This window comes from Ilumatobacter sp., from assembly GCF_965215205.1.
Taxonomy (GTDB): domain Bacteria; phylum Actinomycetota; class Acidimicrobiia; order Acidimicrobiales; family Ilumatobacteraceae; genus Ilumatobacter_A.
This window is the reverse complement of record NZ_OZ244049.1, coordinates 1,390,614-1,409,278: the sequence shown is the minus strand read 5'-3', so window position 1 is coordinate 1,409,278 and position 18,665 is coordinate 1,390,614. Positions and strand designations below refer to the sequence as shown.

Sequence of the window (18,665 nt, the reverse complement as noted above, 5' to 3'; positions counted from 1 at the left end):
ATCAGACCCGGGCGGTCCACGGCTCGAGGACCACGAACAGGTAGTAGACCCCCGGCAGGGCGACGAGGACGCCGTCGAAGCGATCGAGCACACCGCCGTGCCCGGCGATCACGGTCCCGAAGTCCTTGATCCCGAGGTTCCGCTTGAACATCGACTCGATCAGGTCCCCGAGCGGCGCGAGCAGCGAGATCACGATCCCGAGCATCAGCAGGTGGCCCATGTTGCTCCAGGTGTCGCTCCAGTCCTGGAGGCCGATGATGACCATCACGATCAGCGTGAGCACCGTGCCGCCGAGGAACCCCTCGACCGACTTCGCGGGGCTGATCCAGCTGCGCAGCGGGGTGCGGCCGAACGCCGAGCCGACGAAGTAGGCGCCGACGTCGTTCGCGACGACGCCGATCGCGAGCAGCACCATCGTGTCGGTGCCCCACGGACGTCCGTCGGGACCGCCCCCGTTGGAGAAGTCGAGGATCAGGCCGGCGTAGGAACCGAGCAGCCCGATCCACACGATCCCGAGGGTGGTGATCGCCATGTTCGGCATCGGCCCCGCCTCGATGGAGGGGGCCGCGATGAAGCCGAGCGCACCGACGAGGAAGGCGAAGGCGATCGTGATCACCATGCCCTCGGGGCCGACCCAGTAGGCCGCGAGCGTCGAGGCCGCGATCGCGATCACGCCGGGGGCGACGGCGGGTCGGTAGCCCTTCTCCGTGACCTTGCCGAAGTACTCGACGCCCGAGATCGCGAGCACCGCGACGACGAACAGCAGCGAGCCGAGCGGGCCGACGAAGATCGTCAGGGCGAGGAAGGCGGCCGCGAGGGCGAGCCCGCTGGCCACCGCGACGGGGAGGTCGCGCCCGTCGGAGTCGGTCGGGTTCAGCGAGCTCGACGGCGGCCGCTGCGGCGTCGATCCGCGTCGCGCCGGATCCGGGCGACGGGGCATCCCCGACGGGTCGGTGCCGATCGTGATCCGCGGCGGGTCGCGCGGCACGTCGGACCCGACGACCTCGGTCGAGGTGGTGACGGCGTCGCTCCCGGACGGATCGGCGCCGAGCGGATCGAGGGCGGACCCTCCGGAGGGATCGTCCTCCCAGCGCAGCTCGCCGGTCGGGTCGGCGGGGGCGTCGGGACCCCCGACGCGAGGCGTCCGTCCGGACGAGCCGGTCGGGCTGGACGAGGCGAACGCCGGTGACGGCTCCTCGGGGGCGTCGACGTCGGTGGTGCCCAGCGAGCCGGTCGGGGCGTCCACGCTGTCGCCCTCCTTCCACACGGGGGACTCCGAGGTGAACGTCGACCACACGTCGAGGTCGTCGCCGTCGTCGGTGTCGGTGGACGCGGACTCGATGCGCGGCACCTCCCCCGTCGGAGGCTCCGTCCAGTGGGGCAGCGGCCCGGTCGAGTCGTCGGAGAGGTCGAGGCCGGCGTTCTCCCCGGTCGGGGTCCGGGTCGGCTCCGAGTCGTCGCCGAACAGCGGACCGCCGAACTCCTCGGAGTCGAAGTCGTCCATCTGCGCCTCGAAGCGCCCGGGACGGCGCGAACCGGTCGACGGATCCCCGCCGTCCTCGTTGCGCCAGATGTCGTCCGTCATGTGTCTCCCCCTCGTGTGCGAGCCGCGCTCAGACCTCGAGCAGCTCCTGCTCCTTGCGACCGAGCGCGGTGTCGATCTGCTCGACGTGGTCGCTGGTCACCCGATCGAGCTCCTTCTCGGCCCGCTCGAGCTCGTCTTCGGAGACCTCGCCGTCCTTCTCCTCGGCCTCCATCGCCTTGCGTGCGTCGCGGCGCACGTTGCGCAGGGTGATCCGCCCGTCCTCGGCCATGTTGCGCGCCACCTTGACGTACTCGCGGCGGCGCTCCTCGGTGAGCTGCGGCAGCGACAGGCGGATCGCGATCCCGTCGTTGTTCGGGTTCACCCCCAGGTCGCTCTCGCGGATCGCCTTCTCGACGGCGTCGAGCGAGTTGCGGTCGTGGGGCTTGATGAGCAGCTGGCGGGCCTCGGGGACCGAGATCGAGGCCAGCTGCTGGAGCGGGACCTGCGCGCCGTAGTACTCGATCGTGATGCGCTCGACGAGGGACGGGGTGGCGCGCCCGGTGCGCACGGTCGCGAACTGCGACCGGGTGTGCTCCACCGCCTTCTCCATCTTCTCCATCGCCTCGAGCATGGTGTCGTCGATCACCGTCCGGAGGCTAGCCGTCGCGACGCGCCGGGCCTGGGACGGCTCCGGCTGCCACCGTGGCGATCAGTCGCGCACGAGGGTCCCCTCGTGCCCTCCCTGGACGATGCTGCGCAGCGACCCCTCCTTGGACATGTCGAAGACCACGATCGGGATGCCGTTCTCCCGGCAGAACGCGATGGCCGTGGTGTCCATGACCTTCAGGTCCTTGGTCATCACGTCCATGTAGCTGATCTCCTCGAACTTCGTCGCGGCCCGGTCCGTGCGGGGATCGGCGCTGTAGATGCCGTCGACCCCCGAGTGGGTGCCCTTGATCAGCACCTCGGCGTCGATCTCGGCGGCGCGCAGCGCGGCGGCGGTGTCGGTGGTGAAGAACGGGTTGCCGGTCCCGGCGGCGAAGATGACGACGCGGCCCTTCTCGAGGTGGCGCACGGCGCGGCGACGGATGTACGCCTCGGCGATGCGCGGCATCTCGATCGCGGACTGCACGCGGGTCTCCTGGCCCTCGCGCTCGAGCGCGTCCTGCAGGGCCAGCGCGTTCATCACGGTCGCGAGCATCCCGATGTGGTCGGACTGGGTGGCGTCCATCCCGCGCAGCGAACCCTCGCGGCCACGCCAGAAGTTGCCGCCGCCGACCACGACCGCGACGTCGACGTCGAGGTTCTGGCGCAGGTCGATGATCTCGCGGGCCGTCGCCTCGATCGTGTCACCGTCGAGCCCCGTCCCGCCCTCCCCGGCGAGCGCCTCACCCGACGGCTTGAAGACGATCCGCCGGAAGCTGGGGCGTGGCGTGTCGGTCATGGTCTCTCCCTGGGTGGTGCGGGGTTCGCCGTCCCTGCCCGGACGTGCGACGGCCCCGCCGACGCTACCTGCGTGGACGGGGCCGTTCACCGGGACTCCGACGGCGCTCGTGCGGCGCGCCGGCGGGGGTTCAGCCGATCTCGACCTGGGCGAAGCTCACGACCGTCGCGTCGCCGATGAACTGCGCGACGGTCTGCTTGTCGTCCTTCGCGTACGGCTGGTCGAGCAGCGCGATGTCCTTGAAGAAGCCCTGGATGCGACCGTCGACGATCTTGCCGATCGCCTGCTCGGGCTTGCCCTCGTTGCGGGTGATCGTCTCGAGCGTCTCGCGCTCGGCGCCGACGACCTCGGCCGGGACGTCGTCGCGGCTCAGGTAGGTCGGCCGAGCGAACGCGATGTGCACCGCGAGGTCGTGGGCGAGCTCGGGGGAGCCGTCGGCGACCTCGACGAGGACGGCGTTGACCCCACGCCCGCCCTGGACGTGCTGGTACTTCCCGAGGTGGTTGCCCTCGGCGGCCTCGATGCGCTCGACCCCGCCGAGACCGATGTTCTCCTTCAGGGTGACCTTCAGCTCCTCGAGCTGCTCGGCGCGCTCGGCGACGGCGTCGGTCCCCTTCCGCGCGACGAGCTGGGCCAGCGCCTCGGCCTCGTCCTTGAACTGGTCGGACCCGGCGACGAAGTCGGTCTCGCTCTTCAGCTCGACGATCGCTCCGACCGTGCCGTCGACGACGAGGGCGACGACGCCCTGCGACGCCTCGCGGTCCTCGCGCTTCGCGCTCGCCGCAAGGCCCTTCTCGCGCAACCACTTCTTCGACGACTCCATGTCGCCGTCGTTGGCCTCGAGGGCCTTCTTGCAGTCCATCATCCCGGCGCCGGAGGAGTCGCGCAGGGCCTTGACGTCGCGTGCGGTGAATGCCATCGGGATCAGCTCTCCGTCGTGGTGTCGGGGGTCGAGTCGGGCATGTCGGGCGAGCTGCTCGACGTCGCCGAGTCGGCCTCGGGGTTCGTCGCCGGGTTCGCGCCGTGATCGGCGCCGGCGGGGACGGGCGGGGTGTCGGCCGGGGTCTCGCTCAGCGGAGCCTCCGGAGCCGGCTCGTCGCTCCCGGCCGGTCCGGTCGTCTCGCCGGCGACCGAGCTCGGGGTTCGTGCGGCGTCGGAGGCGGCCGCCGACTGGTCCTTGGCGGCGTTCAGACGGGCGTCGCGGTCGGCCTGGGCCTGGGCGGCCGCGTCACGGGCGGCGCGCTGGGAGGCCTCGAACGCGGCCGTCTCCTCGAGCGTCTTCTCGGCGACGGGCTCGGGGGCCGGGTTGCGCTTCTGGGCGATGAAGCGGCCCTCGGCGACGGCGTCCGCGACGACGCGGGCGAAGAGGCTGTTGGAGCGGATCGCGTCGTCGTTGCCCGGGATCGGGTAGTCGACGACCTCGGGGTCGACGTTGGTGTCGACCACCGCGACGACCGGGATGCCGAGCTTGCGCGCCTCGGTGACGGCGATGTGCTCCTTGACGGTGTCGAGCACGAAGATCGCGTCGGGGGTGGTCTTCAGGTCGCGCAGGCCGCCGAGGTTCTTCTGCAGCTTGGTGAGCTCGCGGTTCAGCAGCAGCGCTTCCTTCTTGATCATCACCTCGGTCTCGCCGGAGGCCTCCATGCGCTCGTACTCGAGCATCTTCGCGACGCGCTTGGAGATCGTCTCGAAGTTCGTCAGCATCCCGCCGAGCCAGCGCTCGTTCACGTACGGCATCCCGCACTTGTCGGCGTAGCTCTTGATCGGGTCCTGCGCCTGCTTCTTGGTGCCGACGAAGAGGATCGTCCCGCCACCGGCGACGAGGTCGCGGACGTAGCCGTACGCCTGCTCGACGCGGGGCAGCGTCTGCTGCAGGTCGATGATGTAGATGCCGTTGCGCTCACCGAAGATGAAGCGCTTCATCTTCGGGTTCCAACGGCGGGTCTGGTGCCCGAAGTGGGCACCGGCTTCGAGCATCTGACGCATCGAGATGACGGCCATGGCGTGGTTCTCCTTGTTGCGGTTGATCCCCGCCGACCGGCGCCGCGACGAGCACGGCGACCGCGATGGATCGGAGGGGCGATGAGGTGGTGCCGCACCGGTCGGAGCGACGAGCGTGCAGGCTATCAACGCTGTCGCGGGACGCCACCGGGGCGGGGTCCCACCCGGGCGCCGCACGACAGTCGTGGCGGCGGGGCCGGGCGCGCCGGCGTCGCGTCGATCGGCACGAGGCGTCGGCGGCCGACGAGGTGCCCGATGCGCGGCATCGGGTCGAGGTAGGTCGCGCCGGAGCGCAGGCTGAGCGACGCGCGCTCCGTCGCGGACCCCAGCCGGGTCCGCGCCAGCACCCGATCCCCCGCTCGCACGGACACGCTCCCCAGTCGGCCGTAGGTGGTCCGCAACCCACCCGGGTGCTGGACCACCACGTAGAGGGTCCCGACGACCCGACCCGTCCAGGTCACCGTCCCCGCGGCCACCGCGCGCACGGCGCTGCCGTGCGCGACGCGGAAGTCGACCGCGCGGTTGCCGGCGCAGTAGGGGCAGGGAGGTTCCTCGAAGGGCTCGACGACGGACCCCACGACGGGCGGGGACCAGCACGGCGCAGCCGACACGGGCGGAGCCGACGCGGCGAGCGACGAGGCGGACAGGACGGCGACGGCGAGGCGTCGGGACGGCACGAGACGTGACACGCTTCCTCCACGGGACGGCGGGGACGGCGGGACGCGTGCGGCGTCGACGAGCTCGATCGAGCGAGGTGGGGTGACCCGGTGGGCGAGGTGGCTCGGGACGAGCGACGATCAGGAGACGCCGGCGGCGTGGAGGCGTGAGCGCAGGTGCAGCACCGACTTGGTGTGGATCTGCGAGACCCGGCTCTCGGTCACGCCGATGACGTCACCGATCTCCGAGAGGGTGAGCCCCTCGTCGTAGTACAGCGAGAGCACCAGCTTCTCGCGCTCGGGCAGCTTGCGGATCTCGACGCGCATCAGGTGGCTGAGCTCCTTGTCCTCGATCACGGCCGAGGGGGAGCCCGACATCGCCGTGTCGGGCGCGGACGGTTCGATGCCGGCCGCGATCGCCCGATCGAGCGGGCCGATCGTGGTGCTGGCGATCGACGACAGCCACTTGGCCAGCTCCTTCTCGGAGATGTCGAGGTGCGCGGCGAGCTCCTCGTCGGTCGGTGCCCGACCGGCGCGGTGCTCGAGCTCGGCGAAGGCCTTCTCGACCTCACGGGCTCGGCTGCGCACCGATCGCGGCACCCAGTCGAGCTGGCGCAGACCGTCGTAGATCGCGCCGCGGATCCGCGGCACCGCGAAGGTCTCGAACTTCACCCCGCGGTCGGGGTCGAAGCGCTCGATCGCGTCGATCAGCCCGAACACCCCGGACCCGACGAGGTCGCCGGAGTCCACGTTGGAGGGCAGCCCGGCCCCGATGCGGCCGGCGACGAACTTGACCAGCGGCGAGTAGTGGACGATCAGGTGGTCGCGCGCCGCGGTGTTGCGACGGCGCAGCCACCGCGTCCACTGCATCTGCAGGTCGGCGTCTTCGGGAACGATGCTCATGCTCGGGGGTGCGCCTCACGGTAGGCCGCCGAGAGGCGTTCCCGGCTGACGTGAGTGTACCGCTGGGTCGTCGCGACGTCGGCGTGCCCGAGGAGGTCCTGGACCGCGCGGAGGTCGGCTCCCCCGTCGAGGAGGTGGGTGGCGAAGCTGTGGCGCAGAGCGTGGGGGTGGGTGGGCACCGGTGAGCGGCGATCGACGACGCGACGCACGTCGCGCGGCGTCATCGGCCGGGCGCGCTCGTTGACGAACAGCTCGTCGCCCGGCTCGTCGCCGAGCGCGGCGTCCCGCACCGAGAGCCAGCGTCGCAGCGCCGCGACGGCCGGATCGCTCATCGGGACCCTCCGCTGCTTCGACCCCTTCCCCCAGACCGTCACGGCGCAGCGGTCGAGATCGATCGACGACACGCCGAGACCGCACAGCTCGCCGACGCGCAGCCCGGAGCCGTACAGCAGCTCGAGCAGGGCGTCGTCGCGCGAACGTCGCCACCCGTCGTCGCAGTCCTCTCCCGAGCCCCCCTCGCCGGTGACCCCGTCGCCCGTGACCCCGTCGCACGTGACCCCGTCGCTCCCGGGGGCGTCGAGCAGGCCGTGGATCTCGGCGTGGTCGAGGACGCGCGGCAGGCGACCGTCGCCGGCCGGCACCGACACGGCCGCGGTCGGATCGGCCGAGAGGAGCCCGTCGGCGAGGGCCCAACCCGAGTACCTCCGGATCGAGGCCGTCTTGCGGGCGATCGTCCGCCGGGCGTAGTCGCGGGTGGTCAGGTGGGCCAGGTAGCGACGCACGGTGGTGCGCGTCACCTCCGACGGATCCTCGATGCCCGCCCGTCGGCACCACCCGGCGAAGGCGCCGACGTCGGAGGAGTAGGCCGCGACCGTGTGCTCCGACAGCGAGGTCAGCGACGCGGCGAAGCGCACGAGGTGCCAGGCGTCGTCCATCGGCCAGATGGTAGGAGGAGTTCGAAGGTCGCGCCCGGTTTCGGACTCCGAACCCGTCGCGGACCCCCCGATCGGGCCCCTCCACGGCCGACGGCGCGACCCCGGGCGGCGCGCTCACGCCAGGTCGCCGAACTCGTCGACCGCCTCGAACCACCCGGCCGTGGCGACGAGCCACCCGGCGCTCTCGAGCCGGGCGAGCGTCATCGCCGCCTCGGCCAACGTCATCGAGGTGGCCTCGACGACGTGGTCGAGGGTGCGCGGCCCCCGCCGGCACAGCGCGAGCACCTCCGCCTCGGCGCCCGTCGGCCGCCGCCGGGCGTCGTAGCGCCGGCGACCCGACCTGCGGCCGTCGAGCCCCAGGGCCACGAGCACGGACTCCGGCGAGCAGGCCGGGTGGGCACCATCCTCCAGCAGGGCGTTCGTGCCCGACGAAGCACGACCGTCGACGGGCCCGGGGACCGCGAGCACCTCGACCCCACGCTCGGCGGCCTGGGTGGCGGTGATCAGGCTCCCGCCGCGCTCGCGGCTCTCCACGACCACCAGCACCTCGGACAGCGCGGCGATGATCCGGTTGCGCTGCGGGAACCGGAACGCCTCGGGCCGGGTACCGGGCGGCCACTCCGAGAGGACCACGCCGTTGTCGGCGACCCGGCGCCACAGCTCTGCGTGGCGGCGCGGGTACGGGTCGCCGTGGCCGTTCGCGACGACCCCGACGGCGACGCCGCCCGCATCGAGCGCCCCGCGGTGGGCGGCCCCGTCGACGCCGAGCGCGAGGCCCGAGACGATCGCGACGCCGGCCGCGGCGAGATCGTGCCCGAAGCGAGCCGCCGTCTGAGCGCCGGCACGGGTGGGGTTGCGCGTCCCGACGATGCCGACGCGCCGGCCCTCGACCGCTCGCAGGTCGCCTTGGGCGAACACGAAGGCCGGCCGGCGCGGGTCGTCGAGCAGCTGCGCCGGGAACCCGTCGTCACCGGGGAGCAGGACGCGGACCCCGAGCTCGTCGCAGCGCGCGGCGAGGCGCTCCGGCCGCGCCGAGCGCGCCGAGGCCACCCACCGTCGGCGCAGCTCCGGCTCCGCGGCGAGCAGCGCGGCGATCGTGCTGGTCGCCGGCTGCTCTCCGGCCGCGATCGCGAACGCGTGCTCGGGCGTCCGTCCGGCGAGGAGCGCGTGGAGCCGGGCGGTGGTCATCCGGTCGAGGGCGGCCAGCGCGGCCACGTGGGCATGCGCCGAGGAGATGTGGCCCACGCCGTGCACCCTCACGCCACCCACCGGGGACGGCGCCGCCGCAGCGAGGTGCGCATCTCCAGCGCCAGCGCCACCGTCGCCTCGTCGATCGAGGTGGCCTCCTCGACGCTCCCGCCCGCGCTCGCGTCGGCCGTCGCGACGGCCAGATCGGCGATCGTGCGGGCGACGCGCCGCACCCGGTGGTACCCGCGCGCGCTGAGTCGCTCCGCCTCGATCTCCGCACGGAGCAGCGTCCTCGCCCCCGAGGTCAACGGAGCGAGCTCGTCGAGGTCCCGTGCCGACAGCTGGGCGTTCAACGCACCCTGGCGGCGAACCGAACCCGAGCGGACCGCCGCGACGCGCCGTGCGACGACCTCGGTGCGCTCCCCCGGTCGGGTGTCGAGCAGGTCGTCGACCGACGGCCGCTCGACCCGCACGCGCAGGTCCAGGCGGTCGAGCAGGGGCCCCGACACCCGACCCGCGTACCGCTCGACGCGGTGCTCGCCGCAGGCGCACTCCCCGGGCCGCGCTCCTCCTCCGCACGGGCAGGGGTTCATCGCGGCCACGAGCTGGAACCGGGCCGGGATGGTGGCGTGCGCGGCCGCGCGTGCGACGCGCACCACGCCCTCCTCGATGGGTTGCCGGATCGTCTGGATCACCTTCGGGGCGAACTCGGGGAGCTCGTCCATGAACAGCACGCCGCAGTGCGCGATCGAGATCTCGCCCGGCCGCAACCCGCGCGACCCGCCCCCGACGATCGAGACCTCCGAGCTCGTGTGGTGGGGGGCACGGAACGGGGGCCGGGTGACCAGCCCGGCGGCGGGCAGCTCGATGCCCGCCGCCGAGTGGATCATCGTCACCTCGAGCGCGCTGTCGCGGTCGAGCTCGGGCAGCAGGCCGGGCAGGCGCGACGCGAGCATCGTCTTGCCCGCACCCGGCGGCCCGACGAAGAGGCAGTGGTGCCCGCCCGCCGCCGCGATCTCGAGGGCGCCGCGCGCCAGCGGCTGGCCCTGGACGTCGGCGAGATCCGGGATCGGCGCGTCGTCGGGCACCGGCGCGGGGATGTCGTGGTCGGGCCACGGAGCGAGGTCGCGGTGGACGGCGATCACCTCGGCCAGATCGCCGGCCGGGCGGACCCGCCCCGACGAGACCACGGATGCCTCGTGGGCGTTCGCCACGGGGACCACGACGACGTCGACGCCGTCGGGGCGGCCGGGGTCGGCCAGCGCTCCGACCATCGGAGCGACCCCCGTCACCGGGCGCACCGTGCCGTCGAGGCCGAGCTCGCCGATGAACGCGCACCCGCGCAACGACTCGATCGGGATCTGCTCGTCGGCGGCGAGGACCCCCAGCGCGATCGCGAGGTCGAGCCCGGAGCCGCTCTTGCGGTGCTGCGACGGGGCGAGGTTCACCGTGACCTTGACGTCGGGCCACGACGCCCCGCACGACATCACCGCGGCGCGCACCCGGTCGCGCGACTCCCGCACCGACTCGTCGGGGAGCCCGACCATGTGGAAGCCGGGCAGGCCCTTGCCGACGTGGACCTCGACGGACACGGCTTGGCCCTCGGCACCGAGGATCACCGCCGACGGAACGGATGCGAACATGCGCACCTCCCTGGATCGTGGGTGGATCGGGAGGTTCTCGGTGACCTCGAGGCGGCCGTCCGGCGCCGAGCCGGAGAGCGATGTGCGTGACGGTAGCGCGGGGGTGCCCCGGAGTCGACGCGACGGGCGGCGAGCCGTCACCGCGTCGAGCTGCGACGTGCGTGCGTCGCGCCGACCCGCGGAGGTCGCGATCAGCTGGCATGATCGTCGGCGTGCCCCGCCGTCCGTCGCCGATCGCCGTCGCGCTCGCGCTGGCCGCCGTGACCTCCGGAGCGGGCTGCGCCGACGGATCCGGTTCCGGCGGTGGCGCCGGCGACGTCGAGCGGTTCTGCGAGCAGGTCACCACCAACCGCGACGCGCTGCGCGAACCCCGGTTGACCTCGTCGGACGACATCGAGCCGTTCCTCGCCCTGTACCGCGAGATCGGCGAGTCCGCCCCCCTCGTGATCGAGCGGGAGTGGGACCAGCTCGTGGTCAACTACGAGACGGCGAGCACGGTCGTCCCCGGCGACGCCGAATCCGAGCAGATCGTGATCGCGACGGCGCTGAGCAGCGAGGGATCGGCCGCGACCGTCAACCGGTGGCTGATCGAGAACTGCGACGTCGATCTCGGGCCGGTGGCCACGATCGTCCCGCAGGAGTGAGCCCGCGCAGCACGTCCGCCGAGATCCGCGCGACGATCACACGGACCGCGGGCTCACAGGATCTCGCCGCGGCGCAGGATCACCGAGTCGCAGAGGCCGTAGTCCTTCGCCTCCTCGGCGGTGAACCAGCGGTCGCGCTCGGAGTCCTCCTGGATCTGCTCGAGCGACTTGCCCGAGTGGAACGCGATCAGCTCGGCCATGCGGCGCTTGGTGTAGCGGAGCTGCTCGGCCTGGATCGCGATGTCGGAGGCCTGGCCGCGCAGGCCGGCGAGTGGCTGGTGCATCATCACCCGGGCGTTGGGGAGCACGTAGCGCTTGCCCTCCGCACCCGCGGTGAGCAGGAACTGGCCCATCGACGCGGCGAGGCCGAGGCAGACGGTGGCGACGTCGCAGCCGACGAACTGCATCGTGTCGTAGATCGCCATCCCCGCGGTCACCGACCCACCGGGGCTGTTGACGTAGAGCCAGATGTCGGCGCCCGGGTCCTCGCCCTCGAGGTACAGGAGCTGGGCGCAGATCTGGTTGGCGATGTCGTCGTTGACGTCGGAGCCGAGCATGACGACCCGGTTCTTGAGGAGGCGGTCGAACACGGCCGATCGAGGGTCGGATGCGGTCTCGAGTGCGAGCGGAGCGGCGATCTCGGCGGTCATCGGCACATGCTACCCGTGCCGGTTTCCGAGTACGGTTCTGCGCCATGTCCGTCACCGCCTCCTTCGAGCCCGACCGCGTCCACGCGGTCCCCGGTGAGACGGCCGCCCTCGCCCTGCACCTGCGCAACGACTCCGACGCCGAGCGGATGGTCACCCTCCGCCCGGGCGGCGAGCTGGCGGCGCAGACGCTGCTGCAGACCGAGACGATCTACCTCGATCCCAACGAGCACTTCGAGGTGACGGTCATCGTCGACGCCGGCCGGAACCTGCTCGCGGGCAGCCACGACTGCGTCGTCGAGGTCGTCGACGCCGACGAGACGTCGAGCGCGGCGGCGACGCTCGACGTCGACGCCACCGAGGCGTGGAGCGCCCGGCTCGAGCCCGAGCGCTCCGCGTCGCCCACGGCCGGCCGGCACCGGGTCGTCGTCGAGAACCGGGGCAACGTCGCGATCACCACCGAGCTGGCGGTCGCGTCGAGCGACACCCTGGCGGTCGAGATCGCCGCGCCCGCGGTGAACGTCGACCCGGGCGAGACCGCGAAGGTCGACCTGCGCGCCTCGGCGCCGGGCGCGTTCTGGAACGGCCCCGCCGTCGACCACCCGTTCTCGGTCTCGATCACCGGCAGCGACGGCGAGCGGGCCGAACTGGAGGGCGCGTGGGAGCAGGGCCCGCGCGTGCGGTCCTGGTACCTCCCCGCGGCCGCGGGAGCGCTGGCAGCGCTGGTGCTCTTCACCCTCGCCTGGTTCGCGCTGCTGCGACCCTCGGTGCGCGACATCGCCCGCGAGGAGGCGGCGCGCCTCGATGCGGAGCAGCAGCTCGTGATCGACGACCGCGTCGCCGAGATGCAGGCGGCGGCGGACGAGGCCTCCGAGCTCCCGCTGGGCCGTCCCGCGGACGTCCAGCTGCGCGTCGACGCCGCGGCGGCCACCTCGGCGACCGTCGGCCAGGTCTTCAGCGATGCGACCCCCGGTCGGCGCCTGTCGGTGACCGACGTCGTGTTCCAGAACCCGACGGGCGCGATCGGGCGGCTGCAGCTCGTCCGCCAGGTGGGTGAGTCCCCCGACCCCGACGAGGACGACGTCCTGCTCGATCAGGAGCTCGCCAACTTCCGTGACCTCGACTTCCACTTCGTCGCACCGCTGACGTTCGACAGCGGTGAGACGATCGTGCTGCGCCTGGAGTGCGAGAGCCCGGGCCCCGGAACGGGAGCGTGCGAGGCCTCGGGGACCGTCGTCGGGTTCGTCGACGAGATCTGACGCTGGCGTCAGCCCAGCGGTGCGACGCCGGCACCGTCGAGGACGGCCGGGCGTGAGCGGTCGCTCGTGCGGGTGACGATCATCGAGGTGGCCACGTCGCCGAACAGGTCGGCCCGGCCGTCGACGTCGACGGCCACGGGCCCGGTCGGCACGTGGCGGGCGACGACGACGGGGACGACGAACGTGCCGTCGGCGCCGACGTCGACGTCGGTCGTCACCATCCCGTCGTCCCACGAGACCGTCAGCGTCAACCCGGTCGGGAACCCGGTCCCGCCGACGGTGACGACCTGACCCGAGGTGGCGACATCGGGGAAGACCGTCAGCTCGGGTGGCGGCGCGCCGACCCCGGTCACCTGCGCGGCGACGCTCCCGCCGCCCTCGACGAGCGCGACCAGCTCGGTCGACAGCGCGCCCTCGGCGGTGGGGGCGAAGTCGATGTCGATCGTGCAGCGGCTGCCCGCCGGGACGGCGACGTCGAGGCAGGTCGTCCCGACGACGGTGAAGTGGGGGTCACCGGGCGGGATCGAGACGCCGGTCACGACCACCGGGCCGTCCGAGGAGTTGATCAGCTCGACGCGCGCCGTTCGACGACCGGCTCCCGCGATGGTCGGCGCGAACTCGAACGTCGGCGGGCCGAACGTCACCCCCGGACCCGGGGCGACGGGGGTCGTCGTCGTGGTGACCGAGGGGACCGTCGACCGCGTCCGGTCGAACCCGGAGGTCGTGCGGTTCGACCCGGAGGTCGTCCGGGTGCGCGTCGGGAAGCCGGTCGTCGTGCGGCGCGTCGTCGTGCGGCGGGTGGTGGTCCGGGTGGTCCCCGACCCGCTCGTCCCCGTTCCGCCCGATCCGGAGCCGGACCCCGAGCCCGAGGCGGCCGTCGTGGTGGTGGTGGAGGTGGTGGGCGGCAGCGGTCCGACGGAGTCGCTGGGCGCGGTCAGCGGCCGCTCTCCGAGCGCCGTGACCTCCGTCGCGTAGCTCGTCGGCTCCCCGGGGACCGGCGGTCGGTCGACGTCGAGCGTCAGCGTCGCGAACACGTCCTCGTAGCGCTCGACCGCGAAGCTCACCTCGATCTCGCAGGTCGTCCCCGGCCGGAGCCGACCGGCGCAGGTGCTGTCGCCGAGCACGAAGGGCGACTCGACGGCGACGGCGCCGACCGCGATGCTGGCGGGGCCCTGGTTGCTGAAGGTCGCGGTGGCCGTCAGCGTGGCGCCGATGTCGCCGGTGCCCAGGTCGACCGCCTCCGACCCGAACCCGGCGTCGGCGCCGATCGCGATCACGGCGATGTCACGGTCGCCCGACGCGACGACCGGATCGGTGACCACCGTGGAGCCCGTCGCGTCCACGCTCGCCACCGACTCGCCCCGGCGGGACGGCCCGGCGACCTCGGCGAGCGAGGTGACCTCGAACGGGGCGGACCCCGCCCCCACCCACGACAGCACCGAGATTCCCGAGGCCGTCTCGTGGACGAGGTGGGCGCCGTCGGCGCTCAGGCGCGGGCGGGACGCCCCCGGTACCAGCGCGAGGGGTCCCGCGCCGACGTCGACGCGGTCGACGATCGCGGCTCCGTCGGCCCGCTCGAGCCCGACGAGCCGACCGTCGTCGGACACGCTCGGCCACGACGCTCCCGTCGCGACGGTGGTCACCGTGCCGTCGACCCAGGCGCGGACGTCGGTGACCGGGTCGTCGCCGGCCGGACCCGAGGCGAACACGACGACGGATCCGTCACCGGACACGTCGACGTCGAGGGCGGTGACCACGTCGGGCGACGCTGCGCCCGGCCCGTCGAACGCTGCGGGAGCGCCGTAGCGGCCACGCTCGCCGGTGAAGCGGAGCACCTCCTGCCCGGTGCTCACCGCGAGGACCGAACCGTCGGACGACAGCGCCGCGGCGCCGACGGACTCCGCCTCGATCGACAGGGTGGGCCGCGGGGCCGCGACCCCCGACGGGGTGCAGCGGTCGAGGAGGTGGATCGTCGTCTCGCGCGGTTCGACGGGCGGGGCGGGTGGCGCGGCGGGCGCCGTCGTCACGACGGGTGCGTCGGTGCCGGTCGGTGCGTCGGTGCCGGTCGGTGCGTCGGTGCCGGTCGGTGCGTCGGAGCCGGTGGGTGCGTCGGAGCCGGTGGGTGCGTCGGTGCCGGTGGGTGCGTCGGTGCCGGTCGGTGCGTCCGTGCCGGTCGGTGCGTCCGTGCCGGTCGGTGCGTCGGTGCCGGTCGGTGCGTCGGTGCCGGTCGGTGCGTCGGTGCCGGTCGGTGCGTCGGTCCCGGTCGTGTCGCCGGGGAGCGGACCCCGGCCGGAGCCGTCGCCGAGATCGGCGGACGCCGGGACCGAGTACGCCACGATGCACCCGTCGCCGCTGATCGCCGGCGTCCGGACGTCGGTCACCGGGGGCAGCGGGAGCAGCAGCCCCGTCGCTGCGTTGGTCCGGTCGTGGAGCACGATCGAGGCGTCGCCGGAGCCGTCCACCGAGCGGAACACGACGACGCGCCCGTCGTCGGAGATCGCGGGGCTCGAGTCGACGCCGGTGAACGGGATCGTCGTCGGCGGGGCCTCCTGCGCGCGACCGGCGGAGGTCACGGTGACGACCGTCGCGGTGATCGCCAGCACCCCCGCTCCCGCCGCACGCCCCCAGGAGGTCATCGGCTGGACTCTACTGGCAGCCGCCCGCCCCGCAGGCGCCGCGCACGCTGCATCGGCGGGCGGGGTGGATCACCGGGCGATCCCGCTCATGACGACGGCGATCCGCTCGTCGGGGGAGATCTCGCGGCCCCGGCCGGCGCCGCCGAGCTCGACGAGACCCGCCAAGCCGGCGCTCCCGGTCGGGCTCACGTCGAACCCGGCGGCGCGGGCGAGCTCGTGGGCGCGCACGACGCTCGCCTCGCTGGCCACCACCGACGTCCCCCCCGAGGCGCGCACGGCGTCGAGCACCCCGAGCCAGTCGTAGGTCTCGTCGTCGAGGATGCCGTCCGCGACGGAGCGCGGGTCGTCCCACGGCGTCATCAGCTCCGCCCAGCGCGACGCCGGGTCCTCCATCCCGTCGGCCCGCCGGCGGGCCCGGTCGAACGGAGCGCACCCCGCGGTCTGGACGGCGACGAGCGACGCGCCGGAGCCGGCCCCGGCCAGGCCGTCACCGACGCAGGTGGCGAACGCTCCCCCGCCGACCTGGACGAGGGCCCGGTCGATCGCGGGCCGGCCACCGCCCTGCGCGCCGCTCCCGGCTCCCGCCATCTCCCAGCCGATCGTTCGGCCCCCGTCCAGGCACAGGCCGTTCTCGGGACCCTGGACGGTGAACGGGACGGCTCCGTCGGTGACCGCGTCGCGGAACCGCAGCATCGCCGGGTCGCCGGGCGGGTCGTCGGAGCGACGCTCGCAGCGGTGGATGGTCGCGCCGAGCTCGTCGAGTCGGTCTCCGAACGCATCGGACATCCACGTGGGGACGTACACGTCGATCGGAGATCCGTCGGCGCGGGCGAGCGTCGCCGCCGCGAGCGCAGCGTTGCCGCACGACGCGATCGCGAGTCGTGGCCGGGGCGTCGACGGGTCGAGGATCCGGGTCGCCGCGAGGTGGAGCGAGATGGTGAACAGGTGCCGTGCCTTCTGGCTCCCGGCCACTCCCCCGGTCTCGTCCTTCACCCACACCCCGCCGTCGGCCGAGAAGCCGAGCTCGTCGCAGAGCGCGTCGCAGCGCTCGAACGGCGTCACCTCGAACCCGGTGCCGGCGACCTCGCGCACCGCGTCGTCGAGCCCGACGACGAGATCGAGGCGCTGGGCGGTGCTCATCCCCCGCGCAGCCGCCGAGGCGGCCCAGGCGAGGCGACCGTCGAACGCGACGAAGGGGTTCGTCGACGTCGAGGCGTCGACGTGGCCGCGGGAACCAACGGGGCCCGCGTGGCCGTCGGCGGTGTCGTCGTCGACCGCGCGCAGGACGTGACGGCGATCGGTGGGGCTCGAGCGCGGGCACCGCCACGGCGTCGGGTCGGTGAGCGCCACCTCGGTGCCGCAGACCCGGCAGCGCCAGCCGGTGACCAGGTGCTCGCTCACCCCGACGCGGCGACGCGCTCGTTGAACTCGCCGATCATCTCGTCCCACACCCCGACGTAGCGGCGCAGGCCGGTCCAGAACTCCTGGCGCCGGCGCGCCTCGAACAGCTCGAACGGGGTTCCCTGCTGCTCGACCCAGGTGTAGTAGCCGAGGTTGAAGATCCGCCGCCGGTCGGCTGCGGTGCAGTCGATCACGTTGTCGGTGTCGACGTCGGCCAGGTGGGCGCCCCACGCCTCGGCCGCGTCGGAGGCGTCGAAGTCGCCGTCGTAGCGGGTGGCGAGGAGCTTGGCGCGCTCGCTGGGGTAGAGCGCGGCACCGTCGGTGGCCACGGTGATCAGGGCGTCGTCGGGTCCGAGGTCCAGGACCTTGGCGGTCTTGATCGCGGCGAGCACGTTGCAGATCGAGGAGAACCCGAAGTGCTCGAGCTGAGCGACGAGCTCCTCGGGGACGCCCTTGCGGGCGAGGTGGGCGCGACCGGCGTCGGAGTTGAACAGCAGGTCGAGCTCGTCGGTCGCGTCGTCGGAGATCGCCACCACGAGATCGGTGCTCATCACGTTGTGGATCAACGGGATGTGCTTGTCGCCGATGCCCTGGATGTTGTGCTCGCCGTAGCCGTTCTCGAGCATCGTCGGGCACTCGAGGGCCTCGACGGCGACGGTGCGCGAGCCGTAGGCCTCCTTCAGGTGGTCGCCGGCGGCGATCGTGCCCGCCGAGCCGGTCGCGGACGTGAACGCGGCGAGGCGCAGGTCGCGCTCCGACGACGCACGCACCGTCTCGAAGACGTGACCGAGGGCGCGGCCGGTGACGGTGAGGTGGCCGAGGTGGTTGCCGAACTCGGAGAACTGGTTGAGCACAAAGTTCTCGGGGTCGAGGGCGAGCTCGTTGCAGGCGTCGTAGATCTCCTTCACGTTCGACTCGGTGCCGAAGGTGCGGATGACGTCCTCGTCGGGGTCCGCGCACCACCGGTCGAGCCAGTCGAAGCGCTCCTGGCTCATCCCCTCGGGGAGGATCGCGACCCCGCGGCTGGCCATGATCCGCGAGATCGCGATCCCGCCGCGGGCGTAGTTGCCGGTCGACGGCCAGATCGCTCGGTGCCGGGTGGGGTCGAACTGGCCGGTGACGACGCGCGGAGCGAGGCACGAGTAGGCGGCCAGCACCTTGTGCGCCGTGATCATCGGGAAGCGGTCGCCGAACACGACGACGATCGGCGACTCGACACCGGTGAGCGACGACGGCAGCACGACGTGGTCGGGGACCTCGACCCGGCCGCCGGCGAGGTCGCCGTACCAGTGGACCCGCCACAGGTTGCGGGCATCGGGACCCTGCGGATCGGCGTCGCCGACGCGCTCGTCGTGATCGAACGACGAGGGATCGGCGAGCTGGGCGAACGTCGGCAGCGTGATCCCCCGCTCGCGGAAGCGCTCCACGCTGTTCGCGAGGGCGTCGGGGTCGACGACCCGGTCGGCCAAGCCGAACTGGTTCTCGAGAGCGGCGGTCGTCGTGTCGCCCTGCGCGTCGGCGGTGGGGATGTCGGTGACGGTCACCGGCACAGTCTGGCGTCGGCGTGCCCCCATCGGTCACCGGCGTCGAGCGATCGGGCGACGAGCCGCGGTCGCCGACCACCGACCGTCGACGTCACGTCGGGTCCGGGGAGAGGTTCACCTGATCGACACGTGCCCGTCGCCGCGGGGACGCCCGGCCGAACGATGTGCGTCACGGGGGGTTCCTACCTTCGCCTCGTCCACTCCCCCGGGCGTCGCGACGACGTCCACCAGCCGCAGGA

16 protein-coding genes are annotated in these 18,665 nt (G+C 73.1%); 2 read left to right on the top strand and 14 right to left on the bottom strand.

The features are described from left to right. Position 1: 1 nt before the first annotated feature. The 10 genes from ACOOHC_RS06615 to ACOOHC_RS06570 all read right to left on the bottom strand — a co-directional run bounded on the left by ACOOHC_RS06615 (position 2) and on the right by ACOOHC_RS06570 (position 10,295). Positions 2–1,585 carry a phosphatidate cytidylyltransferase gene (locus tag ACOOHC_RS06615; RefSeq protein ID WP_420453215.1) on the bottom strand — a complete coding sequence of 528 codons (1,584 nt, stop codon included), beginning with the start codon at positions 1,583–1,585 and terminating at the stop codon, positions 2–4. A gap of 28 nt (positions 1,586–1,613) precedes the next feature. Next, complete coding sequence (frr, locus tag ACOOHC_RS06610; protein ID WP_420453214.1) at positions 1,614–2,171, bottom strand: ribosome recycling factor; 558 nt, start codon at positions 2,169–2,171, stop codon at positions 1,614–1,616. Between the two features lie 63 nt (positions 2,172–2,234). Then, a complete protein-coding gene (gene pyrH, locus ACOOHC_RS06605; protein WP_420453213.1) occupies positions 2,235–2,969 on the bottom strand; it encodes a UMP kinase in 735 nt (244 codons plus the stop codon). A gap of 130 nt (positions 2,970–3,099) precedes the next feature. Further along, positions 3,100–3,888 carry a translation elongation factor Ts gene (tsf, locus tag ACOOHC_RS06600; protein ID WP_420453212.1) on the bottom strand — a complete coding sequence of 263 codons (789 nt, stop codon included), beginning with the start codon at positions 3,886–3,888 and terminating at the stop codon, positions 3,100–3,102. A gap of 5 nt (positions 3,889–3,893) precedes the next feature. After that, positions 3,894–4,970: a 30S ribosomal protein S2 gene (gene rpsB, locus ACOOHC_RS06595; RefSeq protein WP_420453211.1), complete on the bottom strand. Its 1,077-nt coding sequence runs from the start codon at positions 4,968–4,970 to the stop codon at positions 3,894–3,896. A gap of 125 nt (positions 4,971–5,095) precedes the next feature. Continuing rightward, on the bottom strand, positions 5,096–5,659 hold the full coding sequence (locus ACOOHC_RS06590) for a murein hydrolase activator EnvC family protein (protein ID WP_420453210.1): 564 nt from the start codon (positions 5,657–5,659) through the stop codon (positions 5,096–5,098). A 108-nt stretch (positions 5,660–5,767) separates the two neighbouring features. Then, the gene (locus ACOOHC_RS06585; protein ID WP_420453209.1) at positions 5,768–6,529 is read right to left on the bottom strand and encodes a FliA/WhiG family RNA polymerase sigma factor; all 762 of its coding nucleotides are present in this window, start codon (positions 6,527–6,529) and stop codon (positions 5,768–5,770) included. Next, entirely contained in the window at positions 6,526–7,464 is a 939-nt protein-coding gene (locus ACOOHC_RS06580) for a tyrosine-type recombinase/integrase (protein ID WP_420453208.1), read from the bottom strand. The genes ACOOHC_RS06585 and ACOOHC_RS06580 overlap by 4 nt, the downstream gene beginning before the upstream one ends. Before the next feature lie 114 nt (positions 7,465–7,578). Beyond that, the gene (dprA, locus tag ACOOHC_RS06575) at positions 7,579–8,709 is read right to left on the bottom strand and encodes a DNA-processing protein DprA (RefSeq protein WP_420453207.1); all 1,131 of its coding nucleotides are present in this window, start codon (positions 8,707–8,709) and stop codon (positions 7,579–7,581) included. An 11-nt stretch (positions 8,710–8,720) separates the two neighbouring features. Continuing rightward, a complete protein-coding gene (locus ACOOHC_RS06570; RefSeq protein ID WP_420453768.1) occupies positions 8,721–10,295 on the bottom strand; it encodes a YifB family Mg chelatase-like AAA ATPase in 1,575 nt (524 codons plus the stop codon). A 212-nt stretch (positions 10,296–10,507) separates the two neighbouring features. Here ACOOHC_RS06570 and ACOOHC_RS06565 point away from each other — a divergent pair, with 212 nt between their 5' ends. After that, positions 10,508–10,939: a hypothetical protein gene (locus ACOOHC_RS06565; RefSeq protein WP_420453206.1), complete on the top strand. Its 432-nt coding sequence runs from the start codon at positions 10,508–10,510 to the stop codon at positions 10,937–10,939. Between the two features lie 53 nt (positions 10,940–10,992). On the opposite strand, the gene ACOOHC_RS06560 is transcribed toward ACOOHC_RS06565, so the two are convergent. Continuing rightward, positions 10,993–11,589 (bottom strand): ATP-dependent Clp protease proteolytic subunit, encoded by a 597-nt coding sequence (locus ACOOHC_RS06560; protein ID WP_420453205.1) that lies wholly within the window; start codon positions 11,587–11,589, stop codon positions 10,993–10,995. Between the two features lie 44 nt (positions 11,590–11,633). Here ACOOHC_RS06560 and ACOOHC_RS06555 point away from each other — a divergent pair, with 44 nt between their 5' ends. Beyond that, the gene (locus ACOOHC_RS06555; protein ID WP_420453204.1) at positions 11,634–12,845 is read left to right on the top strand and encodes a hypothetical protein; all 1,212 of its coding nucleotides are present in this window, start codon (positions 11,634–11,636) and stop codon (positions 12,843–12,845) included. An 8-nt stretch (positions 12,846–12,853) separates the two neighbouring features. On the opposite strand, the gene ACOOHC_RS06550 is transcribed toward ACOOHC_RS06555, so the two are convergent. From ACOOHC_RS06550 to ACOOHC_RS06540, 3 genes are all read right to left on the bottom strand, one after another. Beyond that, positions 12,854–15,481, bottom strand: a complete 2,628-nt coding sequence (locus ACOOHC_RS06550) for a hypothetical protein (RefSeq protein ID WP_420453203.1) — start codon at positions 15,479–15,481, stop codon at positions 12,854–12,856. A 69-nt stretch (positions 15,482–15,550) separates the two neighbouring features. Further along, positions 15,551–16,882, bottom strand: coding sequence for a PLP-dependent lyase/thiolase (locus ACOOHC_RS06545; RefSeq protein WP_420453202.1), 1,332 nt, complete (start codon positions 16,880–16,882; stop codon positions 15,551–15,553). After that, on the bottom strand, positions 16,879–18,432 hold the full coding sequence (locus tag ACOOHC_RS06540; protein ID WP_420453767.1) for a pyridoxal-5'-phosphate-dependent protein subunit beta: 1,554 nt from the start codon (positions 18,430–18,432) through the stop codon (positions 16,879–16,881). The genes ACOOHC_RS06545 and ACOOHC_RS06540 overlap by 4 nt, the downstream gene beginning before the upstream one ends. Positions 18,433–18,665: the final 233 nt, after the last annotated feature.

Coding starts and splice junctions, on each gene's coding strand:
- ACOOHC_RS06560 (WP_420453205.1), bottom strand. CDS start 11,589: ATGACCGCCGAGATCGCCGCTCCGCTCGCACTCGAGACCGCATCCGAC.
- ACOOHC_RS06615 (WP_420453215.1), bottom strand. CDS start 1,585: ATGACGGACGACATCTGGCGCAACGAGGACGGCGGGGATCCGTCGACC.
- rpsB (WP_420453211.1), bottom strand. CDS start 4,970: ATGGCCGTCATCTCGATGCGTCAGATGCTCGAAGCCGGTGCCCACTTC.
- pyrH (WP_420453213.1), bottom strand. CDS start 2,969: ATGACCGACACGCCACGCCCCAGCTTCCGGCGGATCGTCTTCAAGCCG.
- tsf (WP_420453212.1), bottom strand. CDS start 3,888: ATGGCATTCACCGCACGCGACGTCAAGGCCCTGCGCGACTCCTCCGGC.
- ACOOHC_RS06580 (WP_420453208.1), bottom strand. CDS start 7,464: ATGGACGACGCCTGGCACCTCGTGCGCTTCGCCGCGTCGCTGACCTCG.
- ACOOHC_RS06585 (WP_420453209.1), bottom strand. CDS start 6,529: ATGAGCATCGTTCCCGAAGACGCCGACCTGCAGATGCAGTGGACGCGG.
- ACOOHC_RS06550 (WP_420453203.1), bottom strand. CDS start 15,481: ATGACCTCCTGGGGGCGTGCGGCGGGAGCGGGGGTGCTGGCGATCACC.
- ACOOHC_RS06570 (WP_420453768.1), bottom strand. CDS start 10,295: ATGTTCGCATCCGTTCCGTCGGCGGTGATCCTCGGTGCCGAGGGCCAA.
- ACOOHC_RS06555 (WP_420453204.1), top strand. CDS start 11,634: ATGTCCGTCACCGCCTCCTTCGAGCCCGACCGCGTCCACGCGGTCCCC.